Source organism: Streptomyces sp. R818 (genome assembly GCF_056172735.1).
The window spans coordinates 364,054-380,392 of sequence record NZ_JAOCNE010000004.1 but is presented as its reverse complement, the minus strand read 5'-3'; the positions used below and the strand labels follow the sequence as shown (position 1 = coordinate 380,392).

Here is a 16,339-nt window from a genome sequence, read left to right as displayed (position 1 = left end):
GCCGGCTCGCCGGGTGAGGCGGATGGGCTGGACGCCGCCCGGGGTGCGGGCCGTGCGGGAGTACCGGCGGGCGTGGCTGGTCAAGGACGTCGTCGCGGGCATCGTCCTGAGCACGCTGCTCGTGCCGCAGGGCATGGCCTACGCGGAGCTGGCCGGGCTCCCGCCGATCACCGGGCTCTACACCTCGGTGCTCTGCCTCCTCGCGTACGCGGTGGCCGGCCCGTCCCGGATCCTCGTCCTCGGCCCGGACTCCTCCCTCGGGCCGATGATCGCCGCCACGGTGGTGCCGCTGGTCGCGGCGGACGGCGATCCGGACCGGGCGGTCGCGCTCGCCTCCGTCCTGGCCCTGATGGTCGGCGGCATCACGCTCCTCGCGGGCGTGGCGCGGCTCGGGTTCGTCGCCGACCTGATCTCCAAACCGACCATGATCGGCTACATGAACGGGCTCGCCCTGACCATCCTCATCGGCCAGTTGCCCAAGCTGTTCGGCTTCTCCACCGACGCGGACGGGCTCATCGACGAGATCGGCGCCTTCGCGGGCGCGCTCGGCGACGGCGAGACGGTCCCCGCCGCCGTGACGGTCGGCATCGGCTGCATCGCCCTGATCCTGCTGCTGCAGCGGTGGCTGCCGAAGGTGCCCGCGGTCCTCGTCATGGTCGTCGTCGCGATCACGGCGTCCCTCGCCTTCGACCTCGGCGACCACGGCGTGCGCACCGTCGGCCGGCTGCCCGAGGGGCTCCCGCCGTTCACGGTCCCGGACATCCGGTGGGACGACCTCGGGCCGCTGTGCGTCGGCGCGCTCGGCATCGCCCTGGTCTCGCTCGCCGACACCATCTCCAACGCCTCCGCGTTCGCCGCCCGTACGGGGCAGGAGGTGCGCGGCAACGACGAGATGATCGCCATCGGCGCCGCCAACGCCGCCGCCGGACTCTTCCAGGGCTTCCCCGTCAGCACCAGCGGCTCACGCACCGCGGTCGCCGAACGCGCGGGCGCCAAAACCCAGTTGACCGGTGTCGTCGGCGCCGTCCTCATCCTCCTGATGCTGGTCCTGCTGCCCGGCCTCTTCCGCGACCTGCCGCAGCCCGCGCTCGCCGCCGTCGTCATCACCGCGTCACTGTCCCTCGCCGACCTGCCCGGTGTGCGGAGGCTGTGGCGGCAGCGCAAGGCGGAGTGCTGCCTGTCGGTCGCCGCGTTCCTCGGGGTCGCCCTGCTCGGCGTGCTCCAGGGCATCGCGATCGCCGTCGGCCTGTCGATCCTGAACGTGTTCCGGCGCTCCTGGTGGCCCTACAGCACCGAGCTGGGCCGGGTGCCGGGCCTCGAGGGCTTCCACGACGTGCGCTCCTACCCGACCGCCGAGCACCTGCCGGGCCTGGTCATCCTGCGTTTCGACGCGCCCCTGTTCTTCGCCAACGCCAAGACGTTCCGCGACGAGGTGCTGCACGCTGCGCACACCAGCCCGCCCCCGCGCCGGGTGGTCCTCGCGGCCGAACCGGTCACCGACGTCGACACGACGGCCGCCGACATCCTGGAGGAGCTGGACGCCGCGCTCCAGGAGCGCGGCGTCACCCTCGTCTTCGCCGAGCTGAAGGACCCGGCCCGCCGCAAGATCGAGCGCTACGGCCTGACCCGTACCTTCGACCCCGGCCGCTTCCACCCGACGCTGGAGGCCGCGGTCGCCGCGTACCGGGCCTCCAGCGGCGCGCGGTGGGAGGCCTAAAGGCCGCTGGACTCGACCGAGAACACGTGCGTGCCCCAGGGCGGCAGGTCGACGTAGAGCCCGCTGGAGAGCAGCTCCGAGCCGGAGCGCCCGTAGTGGTCGGCGGCGGTGAGCAGCTCCGTCAACTCCCACGTGTCGGGGCCCAGTTCGTGCCACGGCAGCGGGATGCGGGCCTGCGCCGGGTGGCCGGAGAGGTTGACCACGGTCAGGAAGCGTCCCGCGTCGCCGGTCCAGCAGGAGGCGATCAGATCGTCCGAGGAGCGGTTGTCGGGCCAGCCCGCGCACTCCAGGAGCCGCCAGGCGCCGGTCCGCATGCCGCTGCGGTGGACGCGGGCGAGCAGTTGCTCGTGGAAGGAGCGCAGCGCGTTGTCCGGGGGTTCGTCGGGGCGGCGGTCGAGGAACACCGGCAGGTGCACGCGGCGCCCCGTGAACTCGCCCTCGTGCCACAGGGTCGCCCCTGGCAGCGTCGCGATCAGGACGGCCGCCGCGCGCTCCTTGTCCGGCGGGAGGGTCTGCGCGGCGCGCGGCTCGTCGTGGTTCTCCAGGAAGCGGACGAGCCGGCGCTGGTACCGCTCATCGGCGTGCAGATGCCCGCGCACGGACGCGGCGCTCTCGTGCAGCACCCGGTCGTAGAGCCGTTTGTCGTAGCAGAAGTCGAAGCCCTGCTCCTGGAGCGCGTACTCGAGGTCCCAGTACGCCTCCGCCGCGAAGACCATCCCGGGGTGGTGCTCGTGGACGTCCCCGATGACCTGCGTCCAGAAGTCCCGCTCGGGCACGGCGCCCGCGCGCTCGCCCCAGGTCCGGGCGAAGACGTCGTTGAGCAGCAGCATCGCCATGTCGCAGCGGACGCCGTCGCAGACGTCGCCGATGCCGCGCAGGGTGTCGGCCGTCGCCCGCCGCAGCTCCGGTGCGAACGCGTTGAGCTGGACGACGTCGGGCCACGGGGCGAAGAACGGGTCACGGCCCCGGGCGAGCACGGAGCCGCCGGTGTCGAGGAAGGCCGCCGGGTCGCGCCGGACGTCCGCCGCGTCGCCGCGCACGAAGAACTCGGGGTGCTCCGCGACCCAGGGGCTGTCAGGGGCCACATGGTTCGGCACGTAGTCGAGCAGCAGGCCGACGCCCCGGTCGTTGAGCGCCGAGCGGGCGGCGGCGATCCCGGCCGGGCCGCCGAGCGCCTCGTCCGCCACGTACCTGCGGATGCAGTACGGCGACCCGGCGATGTCCTCCTCGCCGATGTCCGGGACGGCCGCGGTGAACGCCGAGCGCAGCGACGCGTTCTCCAGGGCGATGGAGCGGCCGAGCGGGCTGCGCTCCCAGACGCCCATCAGCCAGACGGCGTCGACCCCGGCGGGGGTGATCTCGTCCCACACGTTCTTCGGCACGTCGGCCAGGGTCACGGGGCGGCCTGCCCGGGCCCCGGTCTCCCGCAGCCAGACGCGGGTGTTGATCTCGTGGATGACGGGTTGCGCGGGCAGTGCGGTCATCGGCTCTGCCTCCTCGCCGTGCCGGAGCGGAAGTCGTCGGGTCCCAGCCTGCCGAAGAGCTGCATGAGGGGGGCGATCAGTCCGGTCCAGCCGGTCTGGTGGGAGGCGCCGAGACCGGCGCCGTTGTCCCCGTGGAAGTACTCGTAGAAGCTGATCAGGTCCCGCCAGTGCGGGTCGCCCTGGAACTTGGCCTGGCCGCCGTAGACGGGCCGGTGCCCTTCCTCGTCGCGCAGGAAGATGCGGGTGAGGCGCGAGCTGATCTCCTCGGCGACCTCGTACAGGTTCTTGTGCACGCCGGACCCGGTCGGGCATTCGACGGTGAGGTCGTCGCCGTAGAAGCTGTAGAGGTTGAGCAGCGCGCGGATGAGCAGCGTGTTCATCGGCAGCCAGACGGGGCCGCGCCAGTTGGAGTTGCCGCCGAACATGCCCGAGTCGGACTCGGCGGGCAGATAGCCGACCCCGAACTCCTGGCCCTGGACCCAGAACCGGTAGGGGTGCTCGGCGTGGTGCCGGGAGAGCGCCCTGATCCCGTACGGGGAGAGGAACTCGTCCTCCGACAGGACGTGGCCGAGGACCCGTACGAGCTTCTTCTCGTCCAGGACGGAGAGGAGCCGGGGCCCGCCCGCCTTGCCGGCCGTCGCCGCGGTGAGCGTCACCGACAGCGAGGGGTGGCGGGTCGCGAAGCGCTGGAGCCGTTCGCCGAGGCCGGAGAGGCGGGCGAGCTGGTCGGGCTGGAAGACGGTCGAGGCGCACAGCGGGAGCAGACCCACCATGGAGCGGACCTTCAGGCGGACGGCCTCGCCGTCGGGGAGGCGCAGGACGTCGTAGAAGAAGCCGTCCTCCTCGTCCCACAGCTCGTCGCCGAGGTCGCCGATGCGGTCCATCGAGGCGGCGATCCACAGATAGTGCTCGACGAACTTCAGGACCAGTTCCTCGTACGCGTCGTTGTGCTGCACGAGTTCGAGGGCGATCTGGAGCATGGACTGGCAGTACAGCGCCATCCAGGCCGTGCCGTCGGCCTGTTCGAGGGTGCCGCCGGTGGGCAGGGGAGCGCTGCGGTCGAAGACGCCGATGTTGTCCAGGCCGAGGAAGCCGCCCTGGAAGACATTGCGGCCCGAGGGGTCCTTGCGGTTGACCCACCAGGTGAAGTTGGTGAGCAGCTTCTGGAAGGTGCGCTCCAGGAACGCGTGGTCGCCGTGGCCGGTGTTCCGCTCCTCCATCATGTAGACGAAGTAGGCGGCCCAGGCGTGCACCGGCGGGTTCACGTCGCCGAAGTTCCACTCGTAGGCCGGGATCTGGCCGTTGGGGTGCAAGTAGGAGTCGCGCAGCAGGAGTTCGAGCTGCTGCTTGGCGAAGTCGAGGTCGACGACGGAGAACGCCACCGTGTGGAACGCGAGGTCCCAGGCGGCGTACCACGGGTACTCCCACTTGTCCGGCATCGAGACGATGTCGTCGTTGACCATGTGGAACCATTCGCGGTTGCGGATGCCGGGGCGCGGCATGCTCCACGGCGAGAGGTCGTGCTCGGCGAGCCAGGTCTCCAGGTCGAAGGCGTAGTACTGCTTGGACCACAGCAGTCCCGCCACGGCCTGGCGGAGGACCCGTGCCTCGTCCTCGCTCGCGCGCGGCGGCGTCAGCTCGCGGTAGAACGCGTCGGCCTCGGCGATGCGCTGCTTGAACACCGACTCGAAGCCGCGCCCCACCGACAGCTTGCCGCCGGCGGGCCCGAGGCGCAGCCGCACCGTCTCGGACCCCCCTGGGGCGACCACCAGCGAGTAGTGGGCCGCCGCCTTGGTGCCCTCCCGGGCCGGGTTCACGGCCGTCCCGTCGCCCTCGACGATGTACCGGCCGATGCCGTCCTTCACGTACGGGGAGGCGCTCGGTACGCCGAACAGGCGCTCGTTGTGCGTCTCGTTCTCGGTGAACAGGACCCGGGGCGCGCCCGCGCACCGCAGGTCGTAGGAGCCCAGCTCGGGGTGGTCGACCCGGACGCCGCTGGTGCGGCTCGGGCTGTCGACCGCCCACAGGCGCGGCTTGGCGTCGCCGTCGTGGTGGTCCTGCCACGACCAGGTGTTGCGGAACCACAGCGTCGGCAGGACGTGCAGGGCGGCCTCGCGCGGGCCCCGGTTCTCGACGGTGATCCGCATGAGAATGTCGTCGTGGTCCGCCTTGGCGTACTCCACCGTCACGTCGAAGTACGCATCGTCGTCGAAGATCCCGGTGTCGAGCAGCTCGTACTCGAACTCCTGGCGCCCGCGCGAGCGGTTGACGGCGAGCAGGTCCTCGTAGGGGTAGGCGGCCTGCGGGTACTTGTACAGGTAGCGCAGGTACGAGTGGCTCGGCGTGCTGTCGAGGTAGAAGTAGTACTCCTTGACGTCCTCGCCGTGGTTGCCCTCGCCGTTGGTCAGGCCGAACGCGCGCTCCTTGAGGATCGGGTCGTGGCCGTTCCACAGGGCGAGCGCCAGGCACAGCCGCTGCTTGTCGTCGCTGATGCCGCCGAGCCCGTCCTCGCCCCACCGGTACGCGCGCGAGCGCGCGTGGTCGTGCGGGAAGTACGACCACGCGTCCCCGCCGGGGCTGTAGTCCTCCCGGACCGTGCCCCACTGCCGTTCGCTGAGGTACGGGCCCCACAGACGTGCCCGCGCGTTCCCGTCGGCCGTCGGCCCGATCTTCGCGCCCTGCGCCTGCGTGTCCATCCGCGCTCTCCCTGCCTCGGTCAGCCGGATGCGCCAGTCTTGGCGGGGGTCCCGGGGGGCGCCTCACCTCCCGGGGGTGAGCCGCCGGTCCGGGCGTCCGTCCCGTCGTCCGTAGCGTCCGTACGGGCCGCGAGCGTGACCGCGATCTCGTACGCGGCGAGGAGCGCGCCCACCACGAACAGGGCGGTCCACGAGGACAGCGCGAGCGCCACGACGACGGCGACGACGGCGCCACCCACTCGCAGTGTGTCGGCGTGCCGCGCCAGCCACGGGCGCAGCGCCTTGTCCTTGCCGATCCGCTCGCCGGCCTTCGCCGCGTACTGCCCGGTGACGCGCGCCCCCTGCGCCGTCCGGCGGCGCAGCCAGACCGGCAGGCGGCCCGGGCCGACGAGGTAGGCGACGACCGCGAGGACGATGCCGAGCCAGAGGAGTTGGTCGCCGCGGTCGCGCAGAGTGGTGAACACGGTCCACAGCGCGGCCCGGAGCCCGTCGCGGTAGACGCCCTCCGGCATCTGGTCGAGCAGCTGCTCCCGCACGGCGCGCAGCACGGTCGACAGGACGGTCACCGTCACCACCAGCCAGAGGCCGAGCTGGAGCACGGTCCTGCGGCGGTTCGGCGAGGCCCACAGGGCGAGCGCGAGCAGGACCGGCACCGCGATCAACAGGCCGACCAGGCCCTTCTTGAAGACCAGGACCGCTTGTTGGAGCTGGCCCAGTTCGCTGCGGTCGTAGAGGCGGATCTGCGCGAAGTCCTCGGGGAGCTGGACGCCGAGCGCGTTCTCGATGCGCTCGTGCAGGCCGGGCGGGATCTCCCCGGAGGACAGGGTGGGCAGGTCGATCTTCTTGTCGAAGATCGAGGGCAGCTCCTGCTCCAGTGAGTTGAGCAGGTTGTTGACCATCGGGAGCAGGTTCAGGGTGACGGTGTCGCCCCGCACCTCGATGTTCTTGTTGCTCTTGTCGAGGATCGAGACGATGCGCTCGTGCGCGAACCGGTTCGTGGCCCGCCACACCGTCTGGAACTGGTCCGTCGCGATGAGCTTGGAGATCGACTCCCGCATGTAGTCGTGGACGGCGCTGGTGACCGGCCCCGCGAGGAACGTCGCGCGGGGCGGCAGCGCCTCGCGCAGCTTCCGCTCCACGTCGAGCTGGTCGAAGATCTCGTCGGCCAGATACGTGGAGACCGCCTTGTTGACGTCGGGGTCCTCGGGGAGCGGGCCCACGGCGGCGATCCAGCGGTCCGTGTTCAGCGTCGTCCGCGCGCCCCACACCCCGATCACCGAGGTGACCGAGACGACGGCGACCAGGGCGATGAGGACCGCCGCGACCATGCGGCGCACGGCGAGCGTCCGGGCGCCGCGCCGCCGCTCGGTGCCGGCGCGGGCGCGCAGCTCGGCGACCTCGGCGCGCAGCCGCTCCAGCTCGGCCGCGTCCGCCGCGGCCGCGTCCGCAGCCCCGCCCTGTGAATCCGGTGTCGTCTGCTCAGGGGACATGGCGCCACCTCCGCCCCCCACCGTCGCGGCGCCGCGGCGGCCCTCCCTCACCTGCGGCGGGTGACGCGCCAGGGCGGGCGCGGGCGCTGTGATGACAGCCGTGACGGAGGCGGTTTTCCGTGGAAGGGAGGCACGATGGCTGCGATCGGACCGGTGCAGCTCCTGACGGTCGAGTTCGGACCCGACGCCAAGTTCGAGGGACGGATCATCGAAGAGCTGGCGATCCTCGAGGCGAACGGGCAGATCCGGGTCCTCGACATGCTCTTCGTCCGCCGGGAGCCGAGCGGCGGCCTGTTCACCCTGGACTACCAGGCCGAGGGCATGGGGGAGACGGTCGCCGCACTGCTCGGCATCTCCCGCGAGGCGGTGCGCGAGGCCCAGGAGACCTATCCGAGCCTCGTCGAGGGCAACGCGTTCGGCCTGTCGGTCGACGAGGTCAAGGAGATGGCCGAGTCGCTCGACCCGGGCACGGCCGCGGCGTTCGTCCTCCTGGAGCACGTCTGGGCGAAGTACCTGCGCACGGCGATCCGCGACGCGGGCGGGGTGCCCGTGGCCGAGGGCTTCCTCACCGAGGAGGCGCTCGCGCCCGTCGCGGTCGAGATCGCGGCGGCGGCCGAGCGGCTCGGCGAACCCGTCGCGCCCGCGTCCCCGCCGGACAACACGGCACGCAACCACCGGAGGAGTACCTGATGGCCGATCTCGTCGTGCTCGGATTCTCGGACAAGGAGAAGGCGGAAGGCGTGCTGCGGCTCGCCAAGGACCTCTCCAAGCAGGAGCTGCTCGACCTGGAGGACGCCGCGCTGGCCTGGCGCACCATGGACGGCAAGCTCCACATCCACCAGACGTACAGCACCACGGCGACCGGTGCGGCGGGCGGCGCCCTGTGGGGCTCGCTGTTCGGGCTGCTCTTCCTGATGCCGGTGTTCGGCGCGGCCGTGGGCGCCGCGACCGGCGCCGTCGCGGGCAAGCTCACCGACATCGGCATCAACGACGCGTTCGTCAAGGAGATCGCGGGCACGCTCGAACCCGGCCGCGCCGCCGTCTTCGCCCTCGTGCGCCGCTCCACCCCCGACCGCGTCCGGGAGGCCCTGCGCCCCTTCAACCCCACGGTGATCCGCACCTCGCTCACCAAGGACCGCGAGGAAGAACTGGTCGAGGCCCTGCACTCGGTCTGAGACACCCCCTCGGGGAGCCCTGACCGGCGCCCCTCGCGACGCGCCGTCTCACCCCCGAACTTCACCCGGGTGAGATGGCGCCGCCGCGTGAGCCACCCGCCCGCCCCGGCCGCACACTGGCCTGGCACCCGCCCCCGCGGCACCGCTCACATCCGGGGCGGGGCGCACCCGGCCGCCCGTGCTGTTCCCGGTCCCCGAGCGGGGCGAGCGCCGCCGCAGGCCGTCCTGCCGGGCCCCGCGACCGCGGCACCCTCAGCACTGGCCCGCCCTGAGCCGTACCACCGTGCCCCGAAGCGAGGTGCCGTGATGGCCCAGCAGGCCCGACCCCGCTCCCGCGCAGCGCGGGCCGCCCCCGCGCGTCCGCCGGCGGCGACCGTTCCCGCCCTGCCCACCTGGCTCGTGCCCCGCCCCCGCCTGACGGACCGCCTCGCCAGGGGCGTTCGGGGGCCGCTGACCGTGATCCTCGGGCCCGTCGGCGCGGGCAAGACGGCCGTCGCCCTCGAATGGGCGCACACCCGGCCGCCGCCCGGGCCCGTCGCCTGGATCGCCTGCGACGGGCCCGCCGAACAGCCCGGCGTCTTCTGGCCCCGGGTGACCGGAGCGCTGCGCGACGCGGGCGTGGAGGTGCCCGAGGCCGTCGCGACCGGCGAGGGCCCCCTCCTCGTCGCCGCGCTCGCCGCCGCGCTCAACAAGCGCGCGGAGCCCGTGGTGCTCGTCCTCGACGACTTCCAGCCCGCGCCCGGCTCCCCGCTCGCCGACGGTGTCGGCAGCCTGCTGCGGCACGCGCCCGGCGCCCTGCGCCTCGTCGTCCTCGCCCGCCGCGACCCGCCCCTGCACCTGCGCCGCACCCGGCTCACCAGCGAGGTGACCGAACTGCGCACCGCCGACCTCGCCTTCGACGACCGCGAGACCGCGGCGCTCCTCGCCCAGCACGGCATCGACGTGCCCAGACAGACCGTCAGCGTGCTGCGCAGGCGCACCGACGGCTGGGCGGCCGGGCTGCGGCTCGCCGCGATGTCCATGGAGAAGCGGCGCGAACCCGAGCGGTTCGTCGCCGAGTTCGCCGGGGACGACGAGGCGATCGCCAGCTACCTCGTCGAGGAGGTCCTCGATCTGCAACCGCCCGGGATGCGCCGGCTGCTGCTGATGACGAGCGTCCTCGACCGGCTCAACGCCGAGCTCGCCGTCGAGGTCGCGGGGGAGGACGTGGGCCGCCACTTCGCCGACCTCGTCCGCGAGAACTCCTTCCTGCAGCCCGAGGGGCAGGGCTGGTACCGCTGCCACCAGATGTTCGCCGACGTCCTCCGGATGCGCCTGCGCCACGAGTCGCCGGGCCTCGTCGCCCCGCTGCACCGGCGCGCCGCCGCCTGGCTCGACGCCCACGGCCTCCTCGCCGACGCCGTGCGCCACCTCCTCGCCGCCGACGACTACGAACCCGCGGGCGAACTCGTCGTACGCCGCCTCGCCATCGGCCAGATCCTCGGCCTCACCCGCAAACGGCTGCCCGCCGAACTCGTCCGCGGGCTCCCCGAGGAACCCGTCGGCGACAGCCCCGAGCCCGTGCTGCTCGCCGCCGCCGTCGCCCGGCTGCGCGGCGACGACCCGGCCTGCCGCCGCCACCTCGACCGCGCGCACCGGCTGCTCGCCGAACTCCCGGACGACCAGTACGACCGCGCCGCCCGCTGCCGCTCCGCGCACGCCATGATCCGCATGGACCGGCTGCGCTCCCGCGACCTCGCCCAGGCGCACGCCGCCGCGCTGGACGCCGAGGAGGCCATGGCGCTGCTCCCGCACACTCTGCTCGCCGAGCACCCCGAGATCGCCGCCCTCACCCTGTCGGTGCGCGGCAGCCGCGAGGTGCAGACCGGCAACCTCAAAGGCGCCGAGGCCCTGCTCACCGGCGCCCTGAAGGCCGCGGGCGCCGCCGGGAACGGCGCCCTGCGCCGGGACTGCCTCGTCGAACTCGCTCTCCTCGAAGCGCTGCGGGGGCGGTTCCGCGCCGCCGACGAACTCGCCGCGCACGCCACCCAGCCGCCCCTGCCGAGTTGGACCGCCGCCGAACGCTCGCAGGCGACCCTGCACCTGGTGCGGGCCTGGGTCGAGCTGGCCCGCGGCGGCCCGGCGCGGGCCCGGCACGAACTCGCGCGCGCGGACGCCGTGCTGCGCGGACGCCCCGACGTCTTCCTCACCGAGGTGCGGGCGGTGGCGGCGGGCCTGGCGGCGGCCCTGGAACAGGGCGGCCCGCCCACGACCGTCGACGACCTGACGCGCGGCTCGCGCCTGCCCCGCCCGGTCCTGCGGGCGATCGGCCCGGCCTGCGCGGCCGTCCTCGGCGCGAGCAGGCACGGCCGGACCGCCGTGAGCCCCGTGCCCGACCACCCGGCCGGCCGTCCTGCCCCCACCGAGCAGTTGAGCGCCCGCGAACGCGACGTCCTCGCGCGCCTCGCCCAGATGATGACCACCGAGGAGATCGCGTCGGAGCTGTACCTCTCGGTGAACACGGTGAAGACGCACCTCAAGAGCGTCTACCGGAAGCTCGCCGTGACCCGCCGCTCGGCGGCGGTCCGCAGGGCCCGGGAGCTCGAACTCCTGTGAGGCCTCAGTGCGGGGTGGCGGGCAGCCGCCGCACTTCGAGGAGTTCGAGGCCGAGCGCCTGGATGCGGTCGAGGACCGCGTAGAGGGCGGCCTGGTCGAGGCCCGAGCCGAGCAGCACCGTCTCGGCGGGCCGCAGCACCACCGTCAGCTCCCCGAACGCCGAACGGAAGGCCTCGCCGATCCTGCCGCGTACCCGGATCTCGAAGTCGCCCATGGCGACACCTCCTGTGCGACGGCTCGGCCACCGTCCGCACCCTCCCGCCGCAGCGCGGGAGCGACATCACCTCGTGCGGGTGACGGTGGAGCCCGCCGGAGAGCGGGATGCTCCGGACTCACCCCGGACACACGAGGAGGTGCGGGATGAGCGACCCGAACTGGCGGAACCGGCGGGGACAGCCCCGCCCCGGCGGCCAGGAACCACCGCCCTACGGCGTGCAGGAGCCGCCCGGACCCGGCGTGCAGGAACAGGAGCCGCACGTCAACCCGGTCGCGCTCGGCGGAGTCGTCTTCGCCGTGTGCGTCCTGGTCATCGTCGGCGCGTACCACACGATCGCGGGCCTCTCCGCGATCCTCGGCGAGAACTACTACCAGCAACAGACCGACTACGCCTTCGACTTCGACGTCAACGCGCGCGGCTGGGTCGAGCTGATCACGGGCTTCATCGTCCTCCTGGCGGCCCTCAACCTCTTCGCGGGGCGCGTCTGGGCCCGCACCATCGGCATCCTGGTCGCGATGTTCAGCGCGATGCAGAACTTCTTCTTCACGCCGTACCAGCCGGTGTGGTCGGCCATCATCATCGCGCTCGACATCCTGGTGATCTGGTCCCTGGCGATGTACGGCCACCGCGTGGCGCACAAGGTCTACGGGGCATAGGTCCCGCGTGGCGCACAAGGTCTACGGGGCATTGAGCCGCTTCGCGGGGTCAGCTCCGGCTGGTCAGGCCGAGGCGGCCGATCACGCGCCAGTCGAGCGCCGGACGCTCCTGGTAGGCCCCCGGCCGCTCCCGGGGCACGAGAACCCGCAGCACCCCCGGCCGGATCTCGCACCGCACCGGTACGGGCAGCCGCACCGCCTCGCCGTCGATGCCGGCCGGGACCGTGTCCTGGTCGGCGTCGACGACCACCGCGGCCGCCGTCGCCCGGGTCAGCCCGGCGGCCCGGCTGCCGCGCAGCAGGCCCGTCGCCTGCGCGGCGCTCGTCACCCGGACCCCGACGCAGCCGAGCACCCCGGTGTCCAGGCGGGTGCGGCGGCCGAGCCCGGCGACGTCCCGGTCCCCGTACGGGTTGTTGCTCACGAGCAGCGCCTGCGGATCGGTGAAGGTCTCCGCCCCGGGCCCGCGCCGTGAGGCGCGCCCCCTTCTCGCCCATGAGGAGATCGGGCAGCAGCCCGAGCGTGGTCCGCGTCTTGTCGTCGCGGTAGGAAGGGCTCTGCACGACCTCGGCGTACGCCCCGAACGACACGTTGTTGACGAACGGACGCCCCGCCGCGAACCCCAGATCGACCCGCAGCTCCTCGCCGTCGCGCAGGGCGTCCAGGGCCTTCGCCGGCTCCTCGCGGTCCAGGCCGAGATCGAGGGCGAAGTGGTTGCGGGTGCCCGCCGGGATCACCAGGAACGGCAGGTCCAGCTCGGCGGCGACCTCGGCGACCAGCGCCTGGGTGCCGTCACCGCCCGCGACGCCGAGGAGGTCCGCGCCCTCACGCGCGCACGCGCGCGCCAGGGCCGACACGTCCGTCTCGCCGGGCCCCTCCAGGAGCACCACCCGGGCGCCGAGCGCCTCCGCCCGCTCCGGCAGCCCGAACCGGCGCACCTTCCCGCCGCCGGAGCGCGGGTTCATGATCAGGACCGCGTCGCGGAACGCGGGCGCCGGACGCCCCTTCGCCGCCGGGGGGACGACGTGCTTGGCGAGCGCCGCGCGGCCCGCGCCCGCCGCCAGGAGCCACAGCGCGCAGGAGACCAGGACGACCCAGGTGAGCCGCGCCCTGGTGAACGTCACCAGGACCCAGACCGGCGCGGCGAGCGCGAGCAGCACGGCGAGGTACCGGGTCACCCCGCGCCGGCTGACGCTCCACCACACGGCGGCGACCGTGACGACCAGGCCCGCGATCCCCACCCCGAGCAGCGCGAAGGTCTTCAGCCCCGCGAACACGCCGAGCACGACGACGGCGGCAGCGGCGGACACCAACGAGGCGCGCGCCAGCCATCGTCGCCCGCGCAGCCCGTCGGCCGTCGTACGCGTCATGGGTTCCATGCCCGGAGTCTGTGGCCGCCGCGCACCCCGGTCCTCACCCCTTGCAGGGGATCCGCGCACCGGCTCACACCGGCGGGGTGACGCCGCGGGCCGCCGCCGAGCGCACAGTTCCCGCACCGGGAAGGAGCGCGCCATGACCGACACCACGTTCCCCGAAGGGCTGCCGCGCGGAGGGACCCCGCGCGAGCGGGCGGACCGCGGCAGGGCCGCCCGCGCGCGCGTACGCCGTTCCGCGCACGCCGAGTACACGCCGCGGGCGGACCGCCCCGACCCGGTCGACCTCCTCGAACGGCAGTCGGCGAGCCGCGTCCCCGAACTGATCCCGATCCGCTACGGCCGGATGCTGGAGTCCCCGTTCCGGTTCTACCGCGGCGCCGCCGCGATCATGGCGGCCGACCTGGCGGCCGGCACCCCGGCGACCGGACTGCGCGCCCAGCTCTGCGGCGACGCCCACCTGTTGAACTTCCGGCTGCTCGCCTCCCCCGAGCGGCGCCTGATGTTCGACGTCAACGACTTCGACGAGACCCTGCCCGGCCCCTGGGAGTGGGACGTCAAACGCCTCGCCGCGTCCCTGGTGATCGCCGGGCGCGGCAACGGCTTCCGCGAGGTGGAGCGCGCCCGCGTGGTGCGGGCGACCGTCGCCTCCTACCGCACGTCGATGCAGGGGTTCGCCGCGATGCGCACCCTCGACGTCTGGTACGCGCGCATCGAGGCCCAGGAACTCCTCACCACCCTGTCCGCGCGGCTCGACCCGCGCACCCGCCGCCGCATGACGCGCGCCCTCGACAAGGCCCGCAGCCGCGACCACCTCCAGGCCCTGTCCAAGCTGGCGTACACGGTCGACGACGAACTCCGCCTCGCCCCCGACCCGCCGCTCATCACCCCCCTGGACGAGTTCCTGCCGGACGTCGAACGCAAGCACCTGGAGGAGCAACTGCGGGAACTCATCGAGCGGTACGCGCGCACGCTGCCCGCCGACCGGCAGGCACTGCTCGCCCAGTACCGGGTGGTCGACATGGCCCGCAAGGTCGTCGGCGTCGGCAGCGTCGGCACCCGCTGCTGGATCGTCCTGCTCCTCGGCCGGGACAACGGCGACCCGCTGCTGCTCCAGGCGAAGGAGGCGCAGCGCTCGGTCCTGGAACCGGCGGCGGGCCCGAGCCGCCACGACAACCAGGGCGAACGCGTCGTCGCCGGACAGCGCCTGATGCAGGCGGCCGGCGACATGTTCCTGGGATGGGAGCGTGTCGAAGGGTTCGACGGACGTCAACGGGACTTCTACGTGCGGCAGTTGCGCGACTGGAAGGCGATCCCGCAGGTCGAGCTGATGGCCCCCGACGTCATGGCCCTCTTCGGCCGTACCTGCGGCGCCACCCTCGCCCGCGCGCACGCGCGGTCCGGCGACCGCATCGCGATCGCCGCCTATCTGGGCCGCGCCGACACCTTCGACAGGGCCGTCGCGCGCTTCGCGGAGTCCTACGCCGACCAGAACGAGCGGGACCACCGGGCGCTGGCCGACGCGGTGCGCGGCGGGCGGGTGGCCGCGACGTCAGCGTGAGGAGGGCGAGGGGGCCGCCGCCGCGGGCACGTCCACGTCGCCGAGCCTGCGGCGCAGGAACTCCTCCTGGGCGAGGGTGCGGCCCACCGCGATGGCGAACACCACGACGGTGAAGTACACGATGAGCCAGGACAGCAGCGTGAAGACCGAGCCGAGCGTCCCGTACCGGTCCAGGCTCATCCGCAGCGCACGCGGCAGATAGAGCTGCGAGACCAGCGTGAAGCCGACCACGCCCACCCCGGCGAGGACGGCGCCCGGCAGCAGCGGCGGCCAGGGCACGCGGCCCACGAGCAGCAGGTGCTGCGTCCACCAGCAGATCAGCGTCGCGGTGAGCCACTGGAAGGCGATGCCGAGGCCGGGGCCGAGACCGAACGCCTGGTGCACCGCGCCCTGGGCGAGCAGCAGCGCGATCCACGCGAGGAGCCAGATCGCCCACCGCCAGGCCGTGAGCCGCACGGCCGCCCGCGGCAGGTGCCAGGCGCGCTCGCACAGCCGTTGCAGGGCGCGCGTGAAGGACGTCGCCGAGAGGAGGGCGACCAGGACGCCCAGGGCGCCCCAGTGGTGCACGGTGCTGTCCCCGCCCTCGGTCAACCGCGTCGCCTGGGCGACGACCGGCCCCTTCGTGCCGACCAGGGTGTGCATCGAACGCAGCAGCTCGCGCCGGATCGGCTGCGGGCAGAACGACGCCACGGCGATGAGCATCGGCAGCGCGGCGAGGAACGCCTGCGCCGCGAGGCGGGTCGCCATGTCGAGGAGGTTGACGTGCACGAGCTGCTGGAGGACGCGCCCGATCAGCGGCGGGACGGCACGCACGATCGCCATGACGCGGTCCTCTCGTGGCGGGACACACTCGTGCCACGTCACCTTGAGGGCCGCGGGCCCGCCGCACGTCACCCGGGGCGGGCGACGTGCGGCCGAAACGCGTCAGCGGCGCGCGAGCCGCCGCTCGCCGCGCGCGCCCGGCTCGAAGGGCAGCTTGTAGTGGTCGAAGACGGCCCACTCCTGGTCGGCCATCAGCTCGCCGTCGGTGTCGATCGACGGCGCGTCCTTCACCTGGTCCTTGCCGTAGTTCAGCTTGAGGTGCCCCGGACCCACCGTCGCCCCCATCAGCGGCGCGAAGACGAGGCGCCGCCGGGTCGGCAACCCTACGGTGACGGTGACGAAGAAGGGCGCGTCGGAGACGGTGTCGACATAGACGGACTCAAGGGTGCCGATCTTGTGGCCCCCCTCGTCCACCACGTCGTGTCCGCGCCAGTCCCGGATGTTCTCTGCGGCGATCATGGGTGACCTCCCGTGGTGCGTGGGCCGTGTCCCACACGTCGATCTGCGATTCTGCCTCCACCCGTACCCGCTCGCGAGGCGATCACGTGCGCCGGGC

The 16,339-nt window shown here is 73.3% G+C and carries 12 protein-coding genes and 1 pseudogene; 6 read left to right on the top strand and 7 right to left on the bottom strand.

Going from position 1 to position 16,339, the window contains the following annotated elements; all coding sequences use genetic code 11:
* The first annotated feature begins 22 nt into the window (after window positions 1-22).
* Window positions 23-1,717, top strand: a complete 1,695-nt coding sequence (locus tag N5I75_RS14670; protein WP_476677620.1) for a SulP family inorganic anion transporter — start codon at window positions 23-25, stop codon at window positions 1,715-1,717.
* On the opposite strand, the gene N5I75_RS14665 is transcribed toward N5I75_RS14670, so the two are convergent.
* Genes N5I75_RS14665 through N5I75_RS14655 form a run of 3 tightly spaced genes read right to left on the bottom strand, consistent with a single transcriptional unit; the run spans window position 1,714 to window position 7,387 of the window.
* Entirely contained in the window at window positions 1,714-3,201 is a 1,488-nt protein-coding gene (locus N5I75_RS14665; RefSeq protein ID WP_476677618.1) for an alpha-amylase, read from the bottom strand. The genes N5I75_RS14670 and N5I75_RS14665 overlap by 4 nt on opposite strands.
* Window positions 3,198-5,897, bottom strand: a complete 2,700-nt coding sequence (locus N5I75_RS14660) for an MGH1-like glycoside hydrolase domain-containing protein (protein ID WP_476677616.1) — start codon at window positions 5,895-5,897, stop codon at window positions 3,198-3,200. Before N5I75_RS14660 ends, N5I75_RS14665 begins: the two co-directional genes overlap by 4 nt.
* 20 nt (window positions 5,898-5,917) lie before the next feature.
* Window positions 5,918-7,387 carry a hypothetical protein gene (locus N5I75_RS14655; protein ID WP_476677615.1) on the bottom strand — a complete coding sequence of 490 codons (1,470 nt, stop codon included), beginning with the start codon at window positions 7,385-7,387 and terminating at the stop codon, window positions 5,918-5,920.
* Between the two features lie 135 nt (window positions 7,388-7,522).
* On the opposite strand from N5I75_RS14655, the gene N5I75_RS14650 reads away from it, so the two are divergent.
* The 3 genes from N5I75_RS14650 (at window position 7,523) to N5I75_RS14640 (ending at window position 11,157) form a co-directional block, all read left to right on the top strand.
* Window positions 7,523-8,077, top strand: a complete 555-nt coding sequence (locus tag N5I75_RS14650; RefSeq protein ID WP_476677613.1) for a DUF1269 domain-containing protein — start codon at window positions 7,523-7,525, stop codon at window positions 8,075-8,077.
* Window positions 8,077-8,562 carry a DUF1269 domain-containing protein gene (locus tag N5I75_RS14645; protein WP_476677612.1) on the top strand — a complete coding sequence of 162 codons (486 nt, stop codon included), beginning with the start codon at window positions 8,077-8,079 and terminating at the stop codon, window positions 8,560-8,562. The genes N5I75_RS14650 and N5I75_RS14645 overlap by 1 nt, the downstream gene beginning before the upstream one ends.
* A 306-nt stretch (window positions 8,563-8,868) precedes the next feature.
* The gene (locus N5I75_RS14640; RefSeq protein WP_476677610.1) at window positions 8,869-11,157 is read left to right on the top strand and encodes a winged helix-turn-helix domain-containing protein; all 2,289 of its coding nucleotides are present in this window, start codon (window positions 8,869-8,871) and stop codon (window positions 11,155-11,157) included.
* A 4-nt stretch (window positions 11,158-11,161) separates the two neighbouring features.
* Here N5I75_RS14640 and N5I75_RS14635 read toward each other — a convergent pair whose 3' ends face one another.
* On the bottom strand, window positions 11,162-11,371 hold the full coding sequence (locus tag N5I75_RS14635; RefSeq protein ID WP_476677608.1) for a hypothetical protein: 210 nt from the start codon (window positions 11,369-11,371) through the stop codon (window positions 11,162-11,164).
* Between the two features lie 146 nt (window positions 11,372-11,517).
* Here N5I75_RS14635 and N5I75_RS14630 point away from each other — a divergent pair, with 146 nt between their 5' ends.
* Window positions 11,518-12,030 (top strand): DUF7144 family membrane protein, encoded by a 513-nt coding sequence (locus tag N5I75_RS14630; RefSeq protein ID WP_476677606.1) that lies wholly within the window; start codon window positions 11,518-11,520, stop codon window positions 12,028-12,030.
* A 49-nt stretch (window positions 12,031-12,079) separates the two neighbouring features.
* Here the strand turns inward: N5I75_RS14630 and N5I75_RS14625 are convergent.
* A pseudogene (locus N5I75_RS14625) lies at window positions 12,080-13,397 on the bottom strand (diacylglycerol/lipid kinase family protein).
* A gap of 142 nt (window positions 13,398-13,539) precedes the next feature.
* On the opposite strand from N5I75_RS14625, the gene N5I75_RS14620 reads away from it, so the two are divergent.
* Window positions 13,540-14,961 carry a DUF2252 domain-containing protein gene (locus tag N5I75_RS14620; RefSeq protein WP_476677604.1) on the top strand — a complete coding sequence of 474 codons (1,422 nt, stop codon included), beginning with the start codon at window positions 13,540-13,542 and terminating at the stop codon, window positions 14,959-14,961.
* On the opposite strand, the gene N5I75_RS14615 is transcribed toward N5I75_RS14620, so the two are convergent.
* Window positions 14,953-15,783 (bottom strand): YhjD/YihY/BrkB family envelope integrity protein, encoded by an 831-nt coding sequence (locus tag N5I75_RS14615; protein ID WP_476677602.1) that lies wholly within the window; start codon window positions 15,781-15,783, stop codon window positions 14,953-14,955. The two genes, N5I75_RS14620 and N5I75_RS14615, sit on opposite strands and share 9 nt — an antisense overlap.
* A gap of 102 nt (window positions 15,784-15,885) precedes the next feature.
* Entirely contained in the window at window positions 15,886-16,242 is a 357-nt protein-coding gene (locus tag N5I75_RS14610) for a PRC-barrel domain-containing protein (protein WP_398195056.1), read from the bottom strand.
* Between the last annotated feature and the right edge of the window lie 97 nt (window positions 16,243-16,339).

What these genes read in the sequence shown, in the direction of transcription:
- N5I75_RS14650 (WP_476677613.1), top strand. Translation starts at nt 7,523, where the DNA reads ATGGCTGCGATCGGACCGGTGCAGCTCCTGACGGTCGAGTTCGGACCC.
- N5I75_RS14665 (WP_476677618.1), bottom strand. Translation starts at nt 3,201, where the DNA reads ATGACCGCACTGCCCGCGCAACCCGTCATCCACGAGATCAACACCCGC.
- N5I75_RS14620 (WP_476677604.1), top strand. Translation starts at nt 13,540, where the DNA reads ATGACCGACACCACGTTCCCCGAAGGGCTGCCGCGCGGAGGGACCCCG.
- N5I75_RS14670 (WP_476677620.1), top strand. Translation starts at nt 23, where the DNA reads ATGGGCTGGACGCCGCCCGGGGTGCGGGCCGTGCGGGAGTACCGGCGG.
- N5I75_RS14655 (WP_476677615.1), bottom strand. Translation starts at nt 7,387, where the DNA reads ATGTCCCCTGAGCAGACGACACCGGATTCACAGGGCGGGGCTGCGGAC.
- N5I75_RS14610 (WP_398195056.1), bottom strand. Translation starts at nt 16,242, where the DNA reads ATGATCGCCGCAGAGAACATCCGGGACTGGCGCGGACACGACGTGGTG.
- N5I75_RS14615 (WP_476677602.1), bottom strand. Translation starts at nt 15,783, where the DNA reads ATGGCGATCGTGCGTGCCGTCCCGCCGCTGATCGGGCGCGTCCTCCAG.
- N5I75_RS14635 (WP_476677608.1), bottom strand. Translation starts at nt 11,371, where the DNA reads ATGGGCGACTTCGAGATCCGGGTACGCGGCAGGATCGGCGAGGCCTTC.
- N5I75_RS14640 (WP_476677610.1), top strand. Translation starts at nt 8,869, where the DNA reads ATGGCCCAGCAGGCCCGACCCCGCTCCCGCGCAGCGCGGGCCGCCCCC.
- N5I75_RS14660 (WP_476677616.1), bottom strand. Translation starts at nt 5,897, where the DNA reads ATGGACACGCAGGCGCAGGGCGCGAAGATCGGGCCGACGGCCGACGGG.
- N5I75_RS14645 (WP_476677612.1), top strand. Translation starts at nt 8,077, where the DNA reads ATGGCCGATCTCGTCGTGCTCGGATTCTCGGACAAGGAGAAGGCGGAA.
- N5I75_RS14630 (WP_476677606.1), top strand. Translation starts at nt 11,518, where the DNA reads ATGAGCGACCCGAACTGGCGGAACCGGCGGGGACAGCCCCGCCCCGGC.